The organism is Streptosporangium sp. NPDC000509, from assembly GCF_042898365.1.
Lineage (GTDB): Bacteria > Actinomycetota > Actinomycetes > Streptosporangiales > Streptosporangiaceae > Streptosporangium.
In genome coordinates, this window is record NZ_JBIAYX010000005.1 from 69,389 (window position 1) to 84,689 (window position 15,301).

Consider the following 15,301-nt stretch of genomic DNA (forward strand, 5'->3'; position numbering starts at 1 on the left):
AAGTGCGTTCTTCCATGTCAGTGGACACTCTCCTATGGTTCCCAAGTAACTACAAGAGACCGAGAGTGTTCGGGGTCGCCGGAAGCGGGCCCGAGGGCTCTCCTGAGGAGGGAGCGGGCAGCATGGCCATCACCCTGGTGAACCCCGCCGGACTGCCGGAGATCGATGTCTACCGGCAGGTGTCGATCGTGACCGGGACGAAGCTGGTCTTCGTCGCCGGACAGGTCGCCTGGGACGCCGGTGGGGTCACGGTCGGCGAAGACGACCTCGCGGCTCAGGTCGAGCAGTGTTACCTCAACATCGGCACGGCCCTGGCCGAGGTCGGCGCGTCCTTCGAGGACGTGGCGAAACTGACCGCCTACGTCGTCGACTGGACCCCCGACAAGATGCCGCTGTTCCTGGAGGGGGTCGCTCGGGCGGCCGCGAAGCTGGGGGTCACCCCGGTCGCTCCGGCCACGCTGCTGGGTGTCGCGGCGCTGGCCGTACCCGACCTTCTCGTCGAGGTCGAGGCCACCGCGATCATCGACTGAGTTCGGCGCGACAGGGTCCGGATCGCCGTGTCATCGCCCGCGGACCACACCCCGTCCCCGCTCCGCGGGCGATCCGGGTGGGGTGAGGGTCAGGTGCGGCGTGCGGCCCAGACGGTGCGTTCGGTACGTACCGAGAGGTCGTCGCGGCGCAGGATGCTGTCGGGACCGCTCGTGTCGAGCAGCCGGTCGAGTGCGGCGAGGTCTTCGGCGGAGAGCGTGTCCGCGATGGCGCCGCGGACGCGCCGAAGGGTGCTCAGGGCGTAGCGGCCGACGGCTTCGCTGTGGGTGCCGTCGATGTTCACGGTGACGGTGCGCTCGCCGTCGAGGGTGAACCCGGCGGCGGTGAGCATCGGTCCCCAGTCGGCGCCCCGATGAGGCATGTGTTCGGCGTGGAAGCGGTCGGTCGCGGCGTGGCAGCGGTCCTCCAGGCCGGGCCGCTCTTCGGGGGCGTCTTCCGGCAGGAACCGGGGAAAGCCGGCCAGCTCGACGACGGCGAACAGACCGCCGGACGGGAGCATGTCGTGGACGTTGCGCAGGGCATGGCGGGGGTCGGCCATGTGATGCATCGAGGCCGAGGCCCAGACCAGGTCCGGCGTACCGAGGTCGGGCCAGTCGGCGGCGTCGAGGTCGGCCTGCACGGTGCGTACGCGGTCGTCCATGTCCCGGGCACATGCCTTCTTGCGCAGGCGCTGCAGGTGTTCGGGTGAGGCGTCGACGGCGATGACGTGCGCTTCGGGGAAACGGTCGAGGAGGGCGAAGGTGCCCGTTCCCGTGCCGCAGCCCAGGTCCACGATGTGGCGCGGGCCGGTCTTCAGCGGCAACCACGCGGTGATGGACGCGATGTGCTCGGCGAGGACTTCCGCGTCCAGGTCGAGGATCTCCGCCTGGTCGGCGTCGTCCTGCCGGTGACGGTCGTCTTGCGTGTGGTGGTCGTGTCGGTGGTGGTCGTGCTGCGCACCGTGGGAGGCGTGCGAGTGTGCTTGGGTCATGCCGTCACCGTAAGACGGATTTGCTGCAAAAGCATGATGGCTCCCGGAACACGCAAGTTATCGATGCGAGACGGTGCCCCATGCGCAAGGCGTATCCGTACACGGAGGGTGCCTGTCGCCGTCATCGGCGGCTTTCGGAGGTGTCGCCGTCGTTGTCGCGCTGGTGTCCTCGGCGGGCGTCGCGGTCGAAGATGCCCAGAAGTTCACACGGCCCGCCTTCGGCGCCGATGGCGTGCGGCAACATGGTCGGGAACTCGGCGGCCTGGTTGGTCTCAAGGCGGAAACGCCGGTGGCCCAGCATGAGGATCGCGGTGCCGGAGAGGACGACCAGCCACTCCCGGCCGGGGTGGGCGCGCATGCGGGAGAGGTTGTCGGGCGGTGGCTCGGTCATGCGCTGGCGTATGACGCTCATGTCGGGGTCGCTCTTCACGGACCAGCGCAGCCGGCCGTGGGCGCCGTCGACGATCGGGCTGATCACGACGTCGTCGGTCGCGTTCTCGATGAGCTGGTCGAGGGTGGTGTCCAAAGCACGGGCGAGGGTGACGAGCTGGTCCAGGGCGAGGCGTCGCTGCCCGTTCTCGATGCGGCTCAGTGAGGACTGGCTGAGGTTGGCGCGGCCGGCCAGCTCTTCCAGGGACCAGCCCTGTGCGACGCGCAGGGCGCGGATGCGTTTGCGGACGAGGCTGTCCAAGTCTCCGATTTCTTGCATCATGGGCAAAATAGTATGCCCATACTGCAAGGCAGGGTTGACGTCGTGCGCGGAAGACCGGCGCCGAGTTCGTCGAGAGCCGGGCAGGCAGCCACTTCATCTGTTCCGGCGACGACTATCCCGCCGTCGCCGACCGGATTCGCGACTTCGTGACCTCGAAACCGCCGCGTCACGGCTGAGCCGGTCAACGCCGCCACGGCGGTCTCGCCGGGTCTGCCACTGAGACCAGCTGAGAAGTGGTATCCGAACAACGCTTCTCAGTTGGCGCTCAGTGGCGTGTTCTTCCGTGGGGGTCACGTCCTGCCGGGGGTGATCCCGTACCTCCGGAGCCGTTCGGCCTCGCCGACGCGGCCCAGCCGTCTCAGCAGGTCGATCGCCGCGCGCAGGGCGCCGGGCAGGCCCAGCTCGGCGGCGCGTAGGTGGGCGAGGACCGCTCTCTCCGGCCGGCCGGTCTCGCGCAGCAGGACGGCGACCCAGGTCAGCGCACCGGCGTCACCCGCCTCGACGCGGGCGTTCAGCCAGGTGAGCGCCTCCTCGGCCCGGCCCGCCTCGTACATCAGGTCGACCGCGTGGTCCAGAGCGCGAGGGTCGCCGTCCTCGGCGCGGGTCCTGAGCCAGGCGATCGCCTCCTCGGAACGGTTCATCTGGTACAGCAGGGCGGTGAACCGGCCGAGGGCGTCGGTGTCGCCGTGCTCGGCGCGGGATCGCAGCCAGGCGATCGCCTCCTCGACTCGGCCCGCCTCCTGGAGCAGTTCGACCGCCTTCCACAGGGCGTCGGTGTCGCCGTGCTCGGCGCGGGTCCGCAGCCAGGTGATCGCCTCCTCGGTACGGCCACTCTCCTGGAGCAACTCGACCAGCCGCCAGACGGCGTCGGGGTTCCCCGCCTCGGCGGCGTTCCGGTACGCGGCCAGTGCCTCCTCGGTACGGCCCGTCTCCTCAAGGAGTTCGACCATTCCCCAGCCGTCGCCGGGGTGCCCGGTCTCGGTGGCGCGCCGGTACGCGGTCAGCGCCTCCTCCAGGCGGCCCTCCCGGTGCAGCAGGACGGCCATCGGCCAGTGTGAACCGTCGTTTCCCGCCTCGACGGCGCGCCGATAGGCGGCGATCGCCTCCTCGGTCCTGCCCACCTTCTCCAGCAGGCGGGAGAGCGGGTCGAGCGCGAAGCGGTCACCGGCCTGCGCGCGGGCGTTCAGCCAGGCGATCGCCTCCCCGGCCTGGTCGGACTCCCGCAGCAGGTCGACGGCCTCTTCGAGGGCGAGGCGGTCGCCGTGCTCGGCATGGGTCCGCAGCCAGGCGATCGCCTCCTCGATCCGTCCTGTCCGCCGCAGGAGGCCGATCGATCGCCGGTAGGAGTAGGTGTCGCCGTTCTCGGCGCGGGCGTTCAGCCAGGTGAGGGCCTCCACGGTCCGGCCGTTCTCCTGGAGCAGATCGACCGTCTTGGAGATCGCGCGACGGTCGCCCGACTCCGCGCGGGCGTACAGCCAGGTGATCGCCTCCTTGGCCCGTCCCGACTCCCGCAGCAGTTCGACCGCCTCCCAGAGGGCGTCGGTGTCGCCGTCCTCTGCGCGGGTCCGCAACCAGGTGATCGCCTCCTCGGTCCGGCCCATCTCCCGCAGCAGGGCGACGGCCTGCCTGAGGGCGTGGCCGTCACCGGTTCGCACGGCGCGGCGGCAGGCGACGAGCGCCTGCTGTCCGTGGCCCGTCCTGTACAGCAGGGACGCCAGCCACTCCGGGGCGTCGGCGTTCCCCAGCTTCGCGGCGTACCGGTAGGCGATGAGAGCCTCCTCGTAATATCCCGCCCTGTCGAGGAGGGCCGCCGTCCAGACGGGGAGGCCGACGTCGCCGAACCAGCCGTGGGCTCGCGGCCAGGCGATCGCCTCCCCGGTCCTTCCCTCGTCCACGAGCAGGGTGATCGCCTTCCTCGGGGCATCGGGGTCTCCCGCTTCCGCGGCGCGCAGGTAGGCGGTGATCGCCCTCTCGCGGTGACCGGCCCCGTCGAGGACGGCGGCGCTCCGGCCGAGTGCCCACGCGTCGTCCTGCTCGCCGTGGAACCTCAGCCAGGTGAGCGCCTCCTCGGTGCGTCCCGTCTCTCCGAGCAGGTCGATCGCCTGTCGTGGGGCGTCGGGGTCCCCGGCCGCGGTGGCGGCACCGTACAGCAGGAGGGCGTGATGGTAGAGGCCGCGAGTCCGAGCCTGGGCCGCGAGGCGGGGCAGGTCCTCGGGGGCGGCGTGGAAGGCGAGCGCGTCCCACAGGGCGGCGGGGACGGGACGCGTACGACGCTCGGCGCGACCGAGTTGTTCCAGGTGGTTCGCGAGCCGGTAGCGGCGGGAGGCGGACGGCTCGTCGTGGTGGGGGCCGACGCGGGTGAGGGGGCCGTGGACACCGCAGGCGTAGGCGAGGGCCCGTTCGAACCAGTCCCGGGGCAGGGCGCCGTACTCGTAGCCGGTCAGGCAGTCGAACGCGGCGGTCTTCAGGAGGGCGTGGGAGAGGGCGGGGCCGGCTCCCACCCGCCTGGCGTCCATCGCGGTCTCGATCACGGCTCTGGCCGGGGCGGGCGCGTTGCGATAGCGCTCGACCATGCCGGGCACGCCCGTCAGGTACTGGGTGATCCGGCCGTCGCGGGCCCCGACGTACGCGCGCTCCAGACGCGGATCGCCGCGCGCCGCGCCGTGCACCGCCTCCAGGTGGGAGCCGGTGAAACGGTCGGGGACGTGGATGGCGGCGCCGGTCACCAGCGCCCGTGCCTGGGCACGGGGGGCGCCACCCGTGGTGGGGACCTCGGTGAGGGCGGCCCAGTATTCGGGCCACAGGGTGCCCAGAACCAGCACCGGGCCGCGCTCCGGGTCGTCCACCAGGGCACGCAGCCCGGCCGCGACGCGCTCGCCCAGGTCACCCGCGGGGGTGAGCAGGTAGGACTGCGACTCGTCGAGCCACACGACGGTCCGCGGCGGGAGGGAGGCCAGGGCCACGGCGATCGCCTCCGGATGGACGGGATCGGCCGGGTGCCACAGCCGCCACCCACCGGGCAGGAGCCGCACCGCCTCCAGGCAGGCCCGGGTCTTGCCGGTCGACGAGTCGCCGACCAGCATCGCGACCGCACTGCGCCCGGCCACCGCCCGTCGTACGACGGCGGCGAGGTGGTCGTCGTGGGGGCGCGGCACGTAGACGGGCAGGACGCCCATTCCCACGGCCTCCGCGCCCGCGTCGATCGCCCGGTGCACCCCCAGCGAGAACGGGTCGGCCGACGATCTTCGGTGACCCGGCGACCCGGCCGCCGAGGTCAGGCGGGCGCTCCTCCACAGCTCGCGGCCCCGATCGGCGGCGACGGCGGGGTCCCGCCCGGCCAGACGGGCCAGCACGGTGATGACGGCCGTCAGGTCGGCCTGGTCGGAGGGGATCTCCGCCGAGGTCAGTATCCGGCGGACGGTGTCGCGTTCGGGAGCACCCGGGCCGGGGAGTTCGTGGGAGATCTCCCCGGCGATGTCGTCGAGTGCGGGGGCCCCGGCTTCCATGTACAGCTCGTACAGCAGGTCTCTGAGATCACGCAGCGGTCCGGGAGGGACCTGTGAGCGGGTGATCGGGAGCGGTCGTCGTCGTACCCGGCCGTTGTTTCCATCGCCGTTCGTCATCTTTCACCGCCACTCATCGCAACTTCATCGCTCGTCATACAGGTTGAGAAAGGCGGCAGTCATCACTAATAAGGTGACAAATATACTTCTGTCGTAAGAAGTAGCCCGATTTCGTGATGTATGAATCCGCAGCGTGAGCGCGCATCGGCGGGGTTGTCGATCGGGAAAGGCTCCTTTCTGCTGTCCGAGCCAATAAAGAGTATTTAGTCGTTTTTAATGCAAGATCAGGTGATATTTATGGGTTTGGTGTGCTACTCCCGGTCTTTCCCGCGGTGAGGGCAGACGTCCGTCACCGGATCCGTCCCCGATGAGTGCGGGCGTCCGCCGCCGGATCGGTCTCCGGCGAAAGGGATGTTCGTCGCCGGAGACCGATCCTCGACGAGGGGGACGTCCGTCGACGAGTTCGAATCCAGATGTTCTTCGGTGATCCCCGGTCCAGGCCAGGGCGGACGTTCTGCGGTGAGCCGGGCCCGCGATCCAGCGGTGCTAGCGGCGGTATCTGTCGAGCAGCTCGCTCCCGACGTCGACATAGCCGGAGAACAGCCCGATCACGTCCCTGAGCCGATCCTGCGCGGGCCCGGGGCTCACCAGGGCCTCGCCGTCGCGTAGTGCCGCGATCAGGGTCCTGGCCCGCGAATGGCTCGCCTCCAGCAGCGACTCGATCCCTCCCGTGGCCTCGACCAGGAGCCTGCGGCTGCCGGGCTGCGGGATCACCTTCGCGAGCCCCCAGGAGTCCAGCTGCCGTACCGCGGTGCTCACCGCTCCCTTGCTCAGTTCGAGCTCGGCGGCGATCGCGTCGAGGGAGATCGCCTCCTCGGTCACCAGTAGCAGTCCGTAGACGCGGCCGGTCGCGTGCGGGAGGTTCCACGAGGCCAGCAGGTCACCCACCGAGGTGATGAACGCGCGACGCCTGGTCGTGCTCACCGCCGTGCCCGCCTCATGCCGAGATCCTACGCAAGAACGCCTCGATCGCCACGTTCACCGCACGAGGGTCGTCCTGGTTGGCGATATGGCCCGCGCCGAGGATGACGACCTCCTCGACGCCCTCGGCCCTGGCCCACCTGGGCATCGCCGAGGCGATGTTGCCGGTACGGTCCCGTTCGCCGCGGATCAGGCACAGAGGTACGGGCGTGCGATAGCCGGGATCCGGGTCGAGGAGTTCGACGGTCGCCCGCCACACCTGGACGAACTCCTGCTTCGACAGCTGGGAGAACGCCCGCCGCGCGTCCGCCCGCGCCTCCTCCGTCGCCGCCGAGGCGTCGGCCATCATGCCGGGAAGGCGTTTGGCGGAGATCATCGAGAGGCTCGGCGCGGCCGCCTTCAGCAGCAGACGCTCATTCCAGGACAGCGGCGCGGTGTTCCACGTCGAGCCGATGACGATCAACGCTCGGGCGAGGCCCGGACGCCGCCTGACGACGGCCTGGCCGAGGTTGCCGCCGAGAGACTGTCCCACGAGTACGGGGCGGTCGAGCGCGAGGTGCTCGACGAGCGCGCACAGGTCCGCGATCGCCCGCTCGGCGGTGAACGGAGCCCCGGCCGGGCGAGAGCGGCCGTGGCCGCGCATGTCCCAGGTGATCACCCGGTATCCCCGGGCACGCAGGTGTTCGCGCTGGGCGTCGAACATCACATGATCGGCCCCCGCGCCGTGCGAGAACACCAGCGGCACACCGTCACCACCGCTGTCGGCATAGCGGAGAGCGCAACCGTGCAGTGAGAGCACCGAGGTTAGATTCACCATTTGCTAAATATAGTGAACATTCCTGGCGGGCGCGCACCGGCCCATCGCGCTCGCGAAGGTCACGGTGACGCCGGAGCACTCGCCGACGGCTCCAACTGGACCTGGGTCTCGGAGTCGGTGAAGCCCACCGAGCGGTACACGCGGATCGCGACGTAGGCCGGGTCGGCCACCATGACGAGCGTGTGCGCGTTCAGATTTTCCAGGGCGTGTCGGCCCGCCGTGTACACGAGGGTTCCGGAAAGGCCGCGGTTCCGATGGGCGGGGTGGGTGTCGACGGCCTGGTAACGCGCGAGGCCCGAGCCGTCGGTGAACAGGCCGAGCCCGGAGACCATGCGGTCGTTCACGAAGGCTCCGAACCACGCGCCGCGTCCGCGTTCCTGCAGTCGGCGCATCGCCGCCAGATTGCGCCGCGCGAACACCCGGTATCCCTCGACGTCGGTGCCCGGATTGGTGGCCTCCTGCAGTGCCAGCGCGGCGGCCCAGTCCTCGTCGCCGTCCAGGACGCGGAAGTGAGCCTCACGGTTCGGTCGCGGCGGCGGGTGCACCGCACCGGCCGTCATCACGGTGCTTCGCTCGGCATCGAGGTTCGCCGCGGCGAGCTCCTCCGGCTCGCCCGCGTCGCCGGTGACGCCGTCGACGCCGATGGCGACGTGGCCGGTGTCGGGAAACTCGCGGCGGAAGGTTTCCACCCACGAGAACACCGTTCCAGGGGCCGGCGGGGCGTCCAGCAGGATGAAGTTTCCCCAGTGATAGGTCGGATTGGCGGGCGTCCTGACGACCAGGTAACCCTCGCGCCGGTCGACGGTGCCGCCCTGCAGCCTGAGCAACATCAGATCGCTCCGAAACCCCAACGACCGCACCGTCATCGTGTCCCTTTCAGCGTGGAGACCCCGCCTTCAGGTGTGGGGAAGGAGGTCACGAGCAGAACATACCGGCGCCTTCGTGGTCTGAACAGGTCTCCGGAGCCGCTCGGCAGGCTGGTGAACGCAGGCCGGTGAGCTGGGAAGACGGTCAGGCGAGCTTGTCCAACCGGGCGATGTCGCTCTCGGTCAGTCGCAGGTCGGCCGCGGCGACGTTCTCCTCCAGGTGTGCCACGGAGCCCGTGCCGGGGATCGCGAGGATGACCGGGGAGCGGGCCAGCAGCCAGGCGAGCGCCACCTGCGTGCGGGTCGCGCCGTGACGGTCGGCCACCTCGTCGAGCGTCCGCTGCTGCTCCTCGGTGGGCGCCATACCCGGTGGGGCCTGCGAGGTGTCCAGCCCCGGCCTGAGCATTCCCGCCGCGAGGGGGAAGTAGGGAACGAAGGCGATGCCGTGCTCCTCGCAGGCGGCGAGGACGTCCTCGCCACCCCGGTCGAAGAGATGGAACCGGTTCTGCACCGCGACCACGGGGGCGATCTCGCGGGCCTCGGCGAGCTGGGCGGCGGTGACCCCGCTGAGTCCGAGATGCCGAATGAGACCGCGCCGGCGCAGGTCGGCGAGCGTGCCGAACGAGTCGGCGAAGGGGGTTTCGTCGGGGAAGAACAGGCCGTCGCCGCCGACTCGCAGATAGACCAGGTCGAGGCGGGCCCTGCCGAGCCGGGACAGGTTCTCCTCGACCTGTTCGCGCAGGTCGGCCGGTGTGGCGGCGGCGTTCCAGGACCGCCACTCGTCTCTGACGACGCCGACCTTGGTGGCTATCACGAGGTCGTCGGGGTAGGGGTGGAGCGCCTCGCGGATGAGGTCGTTGGCCACGTGCGGACCATAGAAGTCGCTGGTGTCGATGTGCCTGACGCCGAGTTCGACGGCTCGGCGCAGCACGGCCAGGGCGGTCGCGGGGTCTTCTGGAAGTCCCCAGACGCCGGGGCCCGGCAACTGCATCGCCCCGTAGCCGAGCCGGTTGACGGCCACCCCTCCGGCGAGGCGCAGCAAGCCTCCGGGAGCGGTGGTGGCACGGTCGACGGTCATGCGTGGTCCCTTCGTGCTGGGTGCGGTGCGCCTGTGGCTCGACCGGCGAGCCGGGCACGGATGGAGGCGGTGGTGATGCCGCCGTCGGGATGGCGTTCGAGCTTGCCGCGACTGGCGAGGTCGTGAACGCCCTGGCGCGTGATGCCGAGCATGGCCGCCGCCGCCGAGGAGGGCACCGCGACGGCGGCGGGATGCCCGACACGCCGGGCCACGGCCTGCCCAAAAGGAGTCGTCCACCATCCGGCCGGTGGATCAAAGGGCGTGTCACTGGGATACAGGGCGCTCACCAGGCGGATCGCGGTGTACGCGGCCGGAACGAGGGCTCCGTCGTCGGGGGCAGGACTTCGTGGCCTGATGACGTGAGCCGGTTACGACCGACCTCCAGGGCGGGCCGCTCGAATCGGGATCCCGATCCGAGCGGCCTCGATCACGCGGAACCGGTGACGGAGACGAAGCCGGAACCCGGCCGGTAGTCGGGGGACTGGTGCCTGAAGTAGGTGTTGTAGACCTGGCAGTAGTGGCCGCCGCGGGCCAGCAGCGTGGTGTGGTCGCCCTCCTCGACGATCCGGCCGTGATCCAGCACGATGATGCGGTCGACGTGCTCGATCGTGGAGAGCCGGTGGGCGATGACGATGGAGGTGCGCTCGGCCAGCACCCGGTCCAGGCCCTCCTGGATCTGGGCCTCGGTCAGCGGGTCGACGCTGGCGGTGGCCTCGTCCAGGACCACGATCGCCGGATCCTGGATGAGCAGGCGAGCCAGCGCGACGAGCTGGCGCTGGCCCATGGACAGGGCGCGGCCGTGCTCGCCCACATCGGTCCGCAGGCCGTCCGGCAGGGCGTCGATCCAGTCGCCCCCGCCGACCGCCGCGGCGGCGGCGAGCACCTCCTCGTCGCTCGCCTCCGGCCTCGGATAGCGGATGTTGTCGGCGACGGTGCCGCTGAACAGGAACGGAACCTGCGGCACCGCGCCGATCTGCCGCCGGTATCCGGCCAGGTCGAGCGTGCGGACGTCGCGATCGTCGATCGTCAACAGGCCGTCCTGGAACTCGTAGAACCGGGTGATGAGCTTGCTGAGCGTCGACTTGCCCGCCCCGGTGTGGCCGACCAGCGCGACGCTCTCGCCCGCCTCGATCGTGAGGTTGAAGTCCCGAAGGACGGTGCTTTCCGCTTCGTAGCCGAACTTGACGTCTCGGAACTCGATGCGGCCCGCGAGCCTGCCGACCGGCTGGGGATCGGTCTGCACCACCCGGGGTGGCGCGTCGATCAGGGCGAACACCCGCTCCGAGGCGGACAGGCCCTGCTGGAACTGCGACCAGAACGCGGCGATGGAGGTGAGCGGGAACCAGAAGAGCGCGACGCCCTGGAGGAAGAGGAACCAGTCGCCGCCGGACAGAGCGCCGCCGAGGACGGCGGTGCCGCCCAGCTGGACGAGCGCGACCGTGGCGAGCCCGGCGACGAGGAAGAGAACGGGGAAGATGCCGGAGAAGACGAAACCCTGTTTGAGCGTGACCTGGTAACTCTGCCGGTTGATGGGGCGGAACTCGTCGTAGACCCGCTGCTCCTGGCGGAAGTTCTTGGCGACGGTGATCCCGCCCATGGTCTCCTGCAGGGTGGCGTTCACCCGGCTCAGTGAGCGTTGTGCCTGGCGGGTGCTGCTGCGGGCGACCCGCCGGAACAGCAGGGCGATGCCCATCACGATCGGCGCCACGAGAAGGGTCAGCAGGGCGAGCTCGACGCTGCGCAGGAAGAGCATGACCGTGACGAAGCCGACCATCAGCACCTGGCTGATCAGGTCCATCGTCAGGGTGGAGACGGTGGCGAAGTCGTCGGTGTCGGAGGTGACCCGACTGACGATCTTGCCTGACGGGGTCTCGTCGTAGAACGACAGGTCACGCTTGAGCACGGCGTCGAACGCGTCCTCACGCAGGCGCAGGACGACGTCGCCGGTGACCTTCGCGCTGTGCCACTGGCGAACGAAGTTGAACAGCCAGCCGAGCACGCCGGAGATCAGCAGACCCGCGGTGAGCTGTGGGCCCACGTCGGCGATCGTGCCGTCCTCGATCCCGTCCACACCCCAGCTGACCAGCAACGGCATCGCCGCCTGGCTCAGCGAGAACAGTACGATCATGACCGCGACCACGATCATCGATCCGAGCTTCGGCCGGAAATAGGACAGGATCCGGCGAAGGAGCTCACGATCGCTGTAGCTGCGGTCGTAGTCCTCGGCGTCGAGGCCGTCCATGAGGAAGCCCATCAGCCCTGCCCTCCCTGCTCGCCCGCGAGGACCACGGCCGGATCGATGGTGTCGCCGGTCACGTCGGCCTCGTCGTAGTGGGAGAAGATCCGCCGGTAGAGGCGGCTCCTGGAGAGCAGCTCGTCGTGCGTGCCGTAGTCGACCAGCTCGCCTCGGCGGAGCAGCAGGACCTTGTCCGCCCACCGGATCTGGGAGAGCCTGTGGGTGATCAGCAGGGTGGTGCGCCCGTCGAGAAGGCGGCCGATGGCCCGCTGGATCCTGTCTTCCGTGGCGGAGTCGATCGCACTGGTCGAGTCGTCGAGCACGAGGATCGCCGGATCCGTCAGCAGCGCCCGTGCGATGGCGAGGCGCTGGCGCTGGCCGCCGGAGAGGGTGATGCCGCGCTCACCGATGACGGTGTCGTAGCCGTCGTCGAGCTCGCCGATGAACTCGGCGGCCTGAGCCTCCTCCGCCGCCCGGACGACGGCGTCTCGCTCCACTCGCTGGCCCAGCCCGAAGGCGATGTTCTCGGCGACCGACCGGGAGAAGAGCACGATGTCCTGCTCGATGGTGGAGATCTGGGAGCGCAGCGAGTCGAGATCCCACTCGCGTACGTCCACGCCGTCGACCAGGATCCGGCCCGCGGTGACGTCGTAGATCCGGGGGACCAGCTTGGTCAGGGTGCTCTTGCCGGAGCCGGTCTCGCCGACGATCGCCACGGTCTCGCCCGGCTTCACGGTGAACGTCACGTCGCGCAGCACGGGATCGTCGTCCCCGTAGCCGAACGTCACGTTCTCGAAGGCGATCGATCCGCTGATCGGCGCGGTGTGGCCGTCGTCGGGTTGCCGGAGCTCGGTCTCGGTGTTCATGATGCTCAGGATCCGGCGGGAGGACACGATGCCGATCTGGACCAGCGAGAAGGTGAAGATCGACATATTGGTAGGGAAGCCCAGCATGGCCACCAGACCCATGAAGGCGACCAGGTCGCCGATCGTGATGGCGCCCGCCGTGTGCAGGTGGAGGCCGTGCCAGAGCGAGCCGGCCATCGCGAAGGCGAAGAGCAGGGTCGGCAGGTAGCGGGCCTGGACCAGGCCGTTGTGGACGAAGGAGTCGCGGTAACGCCGCGCGCGTGTCTGGAACCGCCGCCGCTCCTGGCCCTCCTGCGCGGTCACCTTGATGACCTCGATGCCTCTGACCGCCTCGTTCAGCCCGGCGTTGAGATCGCCGAACTGCTCTCGCATGCGGGTCGCCACGGGGTTGAGCCGTCTCATGTAGTGCCGGAGCGCGAAGACGAAGACGACCGCGAAGACGCCGGGCACCAGCAGCAGGCGAGGATCGATCGCGGCGATGAAGACCAGGGGCACGAGGCCGCTCAGACCGGAGTCGACGATCAGGTCGACGCCAGGACTGATCATGGTGGAGAGCTGCCGGATGTCGTTGGCCGCCCGTGCCATCAGGTCGCCGACCCGCTGCCTGTTGTGGAAGGTCTGGCTCTTGCCGAGCAGGCTGATGTAGAGCTCGTCCCTCGCGTCCCGCTCCAGTCGCTTGGCGAGGACCTCGCTGGCCAGACGCGCGACGACGTCGAAGAGGCCGCGGGCGAGCACGATCGCCAGCAGCGCCAGCGAGATCATGCCCAGCGCCCGCGCCCCGCCGCCGTCCTCGCTCAGGACGGCGTCGAAGGCCTCGCCGGTGAACCCGGGGACCATGGCGTTGAGCACGACCATGATCAGTGATGCGCCGAGGAATCCGACCAGCTGGAGCGGGTGGCGGCGAACATGGGACCAGAGCCAGCGCACCGGCCCCCGCCTGTCATGCGGGCGGCCGGAGACGGAGAACTCCGAACTGCTGGTGGTCACCGGTTCGCTCCCGAGCAAGTCAAGGATGAAAGTCGAACTTGCTTTCTATCACCGGGCGCCGACACTTTCCCACGCATTTTCTCGCCCCCGCATGTCGCGGGTCCCGACCGGGTCCCGACCGGGTCCTCGGCCCTGTGTTCCTATGAGGGCGTGCGCCGATCCGGACCTCGTGCCCACGGCCGGCTGGAGGAGGCCGACGAGAACCTCCGGTTCTCCTGGGGGTCGCCGCGTACGGCGCGAATCCTGCTCCGGGAGGTCGCGGTCTCGGCGGTCGAACTGCTCACCCACGGGCCGTTGGACCGGCTCGGCGAGTGTCCGTCGTGCTGCTGGTTGTTCCTGGACGTCAGCAAGAATCGTCGCCGCCGGTGGTGCAGCATGGCGACGTGCGGCAGCCGCGACAAGTCGCGGCGCTACACGCGGGGCGCTCCTTCTGAGGTTCTCGGGCCTCAGGGCTCGGGCCTGGGAGTCCTGGGTTCGAAGGGCTCGGGCGGGAGGGGCCGGCCCGGTGGGTCTCGGTTCGCCGGAACCTCGGTCCGATGGGGCCCGGTCAGGCGGGGCCTGAAGGTCGGTCGCGGGTCTCGCCGGTTTCGCCGGGCCCGGTCAGGTTGGCCGACATCCGCGTCAGGACGTCGATCGTGGCCAGATACTCCTCGGCGCTGATTCCCTCGGTGAGGCGGGCGCGGTCGGTGTCCACCCGCCGTCGCAACTCCTCGTGCGCCCGGATCCCGGCGGCGGTGAGGGAGAGCCGCTCCGCTCCTTCCAGCCAGCCCCGCTCGCACAGATCGTCCACGAACGGGCGCAGGGAGGGGAACCGGTCGTCGAGGAAGGGGGCGAGGGCGGTGTCGAGGCCGGCGAGGGTGGGGGAGTCGACGGCGACGACGTTCAGCACCTGCCAGTGGCGGCGGGTCAGCCCCCGGTCGGCGAGGAGGTCGTCGAGAGAACTCTCGACGAGGCCGTGGAGGTGCTTGATCCAGTAGCCGATGGGACGCCTCTGGCCGGTGATCCGGGAGGTGTTCACGGTGCCGCCTCTCCCTGCTTCTCGATCTTCGGTAAATACATGTTCTTTGACAATAACATGTATTAATGCATGTATCATCGAGAGATGGAAGACCCTCAGGTGGCCGCCGTCGAACGAGCGATGGTGGCGATCCGGCGCAGCCAGACCCGCCGAGCCCTCCAGCGCCTCGCGGGTGACGTCGAGCTCGACCCCGCGCTCTTCGGGGTGATCGACGCCGTGGAGGAGGAAACGGAGGCCGCGACGGTGACCTCCGTCGCGGGCCGGATGGGCGTCGACCAGCCCCGTGCCAGCCGCCTGGTGGCCAGGGCCGTCGAGGCGGGGCTGGTTCGCCGGGTGGCCGACCCGGCCGACGGCCGCCGCAGCACGTTGGAACTCACCGAACTGGGCGTCGGGCACGCCGAGCGGGTCCATCGCTTCCGCCGCGAGATCTTCGACGCGGCGATGCGGGACTGGTCCGAGCGGGAAAGGAAGGAGTTCGCCCGCCTGCTCACGGCCTTCGTCGCGGAGCTGGGCCGACGTCACAGGGAAGGCTGACCCTGCTGACCGCGCTGACCGCGCGACGGCGCGATGGCGCGGGAAGGGGGCCGAGTGTCTTCTCGGACGTCGGTTGCGGATCCGTGGCGTGCCGGTTTTTCTTCCCGTCGAATGTCGGTGATCG

The 15,301-nt window shown here is 69.9% G+C and carries 14 protein-coding genes; 3 read left to right on the forward strand and 11 right to left on the reverse strand.

Annotation, left to right across the window (positions count from 1 at the left end; all coding sequences use genetic code 11):
- Positions 1–122 precede the first annotated feature (122 nt).
- A complete protein-coding gene (locus tag ACFY3D_RS11065; protein WP_389977746.1) occupies positions 123–530 on the forward strand; it encodes a RidA family protein in 408 nt (135 codons plus the stop codon).
- Between the two features lie 89 nt (positions 531–619).
- On the opposite strand, the gene ACFY3D_RS11070 is transcribed toward ACFY3D_RS11065, so the two are convergent.
- The 10 genes from ACFY3D_RS11070 to ACFY3D_RS11115 form a co-directional block, all read right to left on the reverse strand.
- Complete coding sequence (locus ACFY3D_RS11070) at positions 620–1,519, reverse strand: class I SAM-dependent methyltransferase (protein WP_389977749.1); 900 nt, start codon at positions 1,517–1,519, stop codon at positions 620–622.
- Between the two features lie 121 nt (positions 1,520–1,640).
- On the reverse strand, positions 1,641–2,231 hold the full coding sequence (locus ACFY3D_RS11075) for a helix-turn-helix domain-containing protein (protein ID WP_389977752.1): 591 nt from the start codon (positions 2,229–2,231) through the stop codon (positions 1,641–1,643).
- Between the two features lie 290 nt (positions 2,232–2,521).
- Positions 2,522–5,854, reverse strand: coding sequence for a tetratricopeptide repeat protein (locus ACFY3D_RS11080; RefSeq protein WP_389977755.1), 3,333 nt, complete (start codon positions 5,852–5,854; stop codon positions 2,522–2,524).
- Between the two features lie 486 nt (positions 5,855–6,340).
- Complete coding sequence (locus tag ACFY3D_RS11085; protein WP_389977758.1) at positions 6,341–6,778, reverse strand: GbsR/MarR family transcriptional regulator; 438 nt, start codon at positions 6,776–6,778, stop codon at positions 6,341–6,343.
- Between the two features lie 13 nt (positions 6,779–6,791).
- Complete coding sequence (locus ACFY3D_RS11090) at positions 6,792–7,592, reverse strand: alpha/beta fold hydrolase (protein WP_389977761.1); 801 nt, start codon at positions 7,590–7,592, stop codon at positions 6,792–6,794.
- Positions 7,593–7,651: 59 nt separating this feature from the next.
- The gene (locus ACFY3D_RS11095) at positions 7,652–8,422 is read right to left on the reverse strand and encodes a GNAT family N-acetyltransferase (protein WP_389977764.1); all 771 of its coding nucleotides are present in this window, start codon (positions 8,420–8,422) and stop codon (positions 7,652–7,654) included.
- A gap of 181 nt (positions 8,423–8,603) precedes the next feature.
- The gene (locus ACFY3D_RS11100) at positions 8,604–9,536 is read right to left on the reverse strand and encodes an oxidoreductase (protein ID WP_389977766.1); all 933 of its coding nucleotides are present in this window, start codon (positions 9,534–9,536) and stop codon (positions 8,604–8,606) included.
- Positions 9,533–9,823 (reverse strand): hypothetical protein, encoded by a 291-nt coding sequence (locus tag ACFY3D_RS11105; RefSeq protein WP_389977770.1) that lies wholly within the window; start codon positions 9,821–9,823, stop codon positions 9,533–9,535. The genes ACFY3D_RS11100 and ACFY3D_RS11105 overlap by 4 nt, the downstream gene beginning before the upstream one ends.
- Before the next feature lie 140 nt (positions 9,824–9,963).
- The gene (locus ACFY3D_RS11110) at positions 9,964–11,790 is read right to left on the reverse strand and encodes an ABC transporter ATP-binding protein (RefSeq protein ID WP_389977773.1); all 1,827 of its coding nucleotides are present in this window, start codon (positions 11,788–11,790) and stop codon (positions 9,964–9,966) included.
- Positions 11,790–13,625 (reverse strand): ABC transporter ATP-binding protein, encoded by a 1,836-nt coding sequence (locus tag ACFY3D_RS11115; RefSeq protein WP_389977776.1) that lies wholly within the window; start codon positions 13,623–13,625, stop codon positions 11,790–11,792. Before ACFY3D_RS11115 ends, ACFY3D_RS11110 begins: the two co-directional genes overlap by 1 nt.
- Between ACFY3D_RS11115 and ACFY3D_RS11120 the strand changes: the two genes are divergently transcribed.
- On the forward strand, positions 13,581–14,285 hold the full coding sequence (locus ACFY3D_RS11120; RefSeq protein ID WP_389977779.1) for a CGNR zinc finger domain-containing protein: 705 nt from the start codon (positions 13,581–13,583) through the stop codon (positions 14,283–14,285). The genes ACFY3D_RS11115 and ACFY3D_RS11120 overlap by 45 nt on opposite strands.
- Here the strand turns inward: ACFY3D_RS11120 and ACFY3D_RS11125 are convergent.
- Positions 14,173–14,643 carry a MarR family winged helix-turn-helix transcriptional regulator gene (locus ACFY3D_RS11125; protein ID WP_389977782.1) on the reverse strand — a complete coding sequence of 157 codons (471 nt, stop codon included), beginning with the start codon at positions 14,641–14,643 and terminating at the stop codon, positions 14,173–14,175. The two genes, ACFY3D_RS11120 and ACFY3D_RS11125, sit on opposite strands and share 113 nt — an antisense overlap.
- An 84-nt stretch (positions 14,644–14,727) precedes the next feature.
- Between ACFY3D_RS11125 and ACFY3D_RS11130 the strand changes: the two genes are divergently transcribed.
- The gene (locus ACFY3D_RS11130) at positions 14,728–15,177 is read left to right on the forward strand and encodes a MarR family transcriptional regulator (RefSeq protein ID WP_350941572.1); all 450 of its coding nucleotides are present in this window, start codon (positions 14,728–14,730) and stop codon (positions 15,175–15,177) included.
- Positions 15,178–15,301: the final 124 nt, after the last annotated feature.

Bases quoted from the DNA above. Each gene is read 5' to 3' on its own strand.
- ACFY3D_RS11090 (WP_389977761.1), bottom strand. From the start codon at position 7,592: ATGGTGAATCTAACCTCGGTGCTCTCACTGCACGGTTGCGCTCTCCGC.
- ACFY3D_RS11095 (WP_389977764.1), bottom strand. From the start codon at position 8,422: ATGTTGCTCAGGCTGCAGGGCGGCACCGTCGACCGGCGCGAGGGTTAC.
- ACFY3D_RS11065 (WP_389977746.1), top strand. From the start codon at position 123: ATGGCCATCACCCTGGTGAACCCCGCCGGACTGCCGGAGATCGATGTC.
- ACFY3D_RS11110 (WP_389977773.1), bottom strand. From the start codon at position 11,790: ATGGGCTTCCTCATGGACGGCCTCGACGCCGAGGACTACGACCGCAGC.
- ACFY3D_RS11120 (WP_389977779.1), top strand. From the start codon at position 13,581: ATGCGGGCGGCCGGAGACGGAGAACTCCGAACTGCTGGTGGTCACCGG.
- ACFY3D_RS11080 (WP_389977755.1), bottom strand. From the start codon at position 5,854: ATGACGAACGGCGATGGAAACAACGGCCGGGTACGACGACGACCGCTC.
- ACFY3D_RS11100 (WP_389977766.1), bottom strand. From the start codon at position 9,536: ATGACCGTCGACCGTGCCACCACCGCTCCCGGAGGCTTGCTGCGCCTC.
- ACFY3D_RS11075 (WP_389977752.1), bottom strand. From the start codon at position 2,231: ATGATGCAAGAAATCGGAGACTTGGACAGCCTCGTCCGCAAACGCATC.
- ACFY3D_RS11130 (WP_350941572.1), top strand. From the start codon at position 14,728: ATGGAAGACCCTCAGGTGGCCGCCGTCGAACGAGCGATGGTGGCGATC.
- ACFY3D_RS11070 (WP_389977749.1), bottom strand. From the start codon at position 1,519: ATGACCCAAGCACACTCGCACGCCTCCCACGGTGCGCAGCACGACCAC.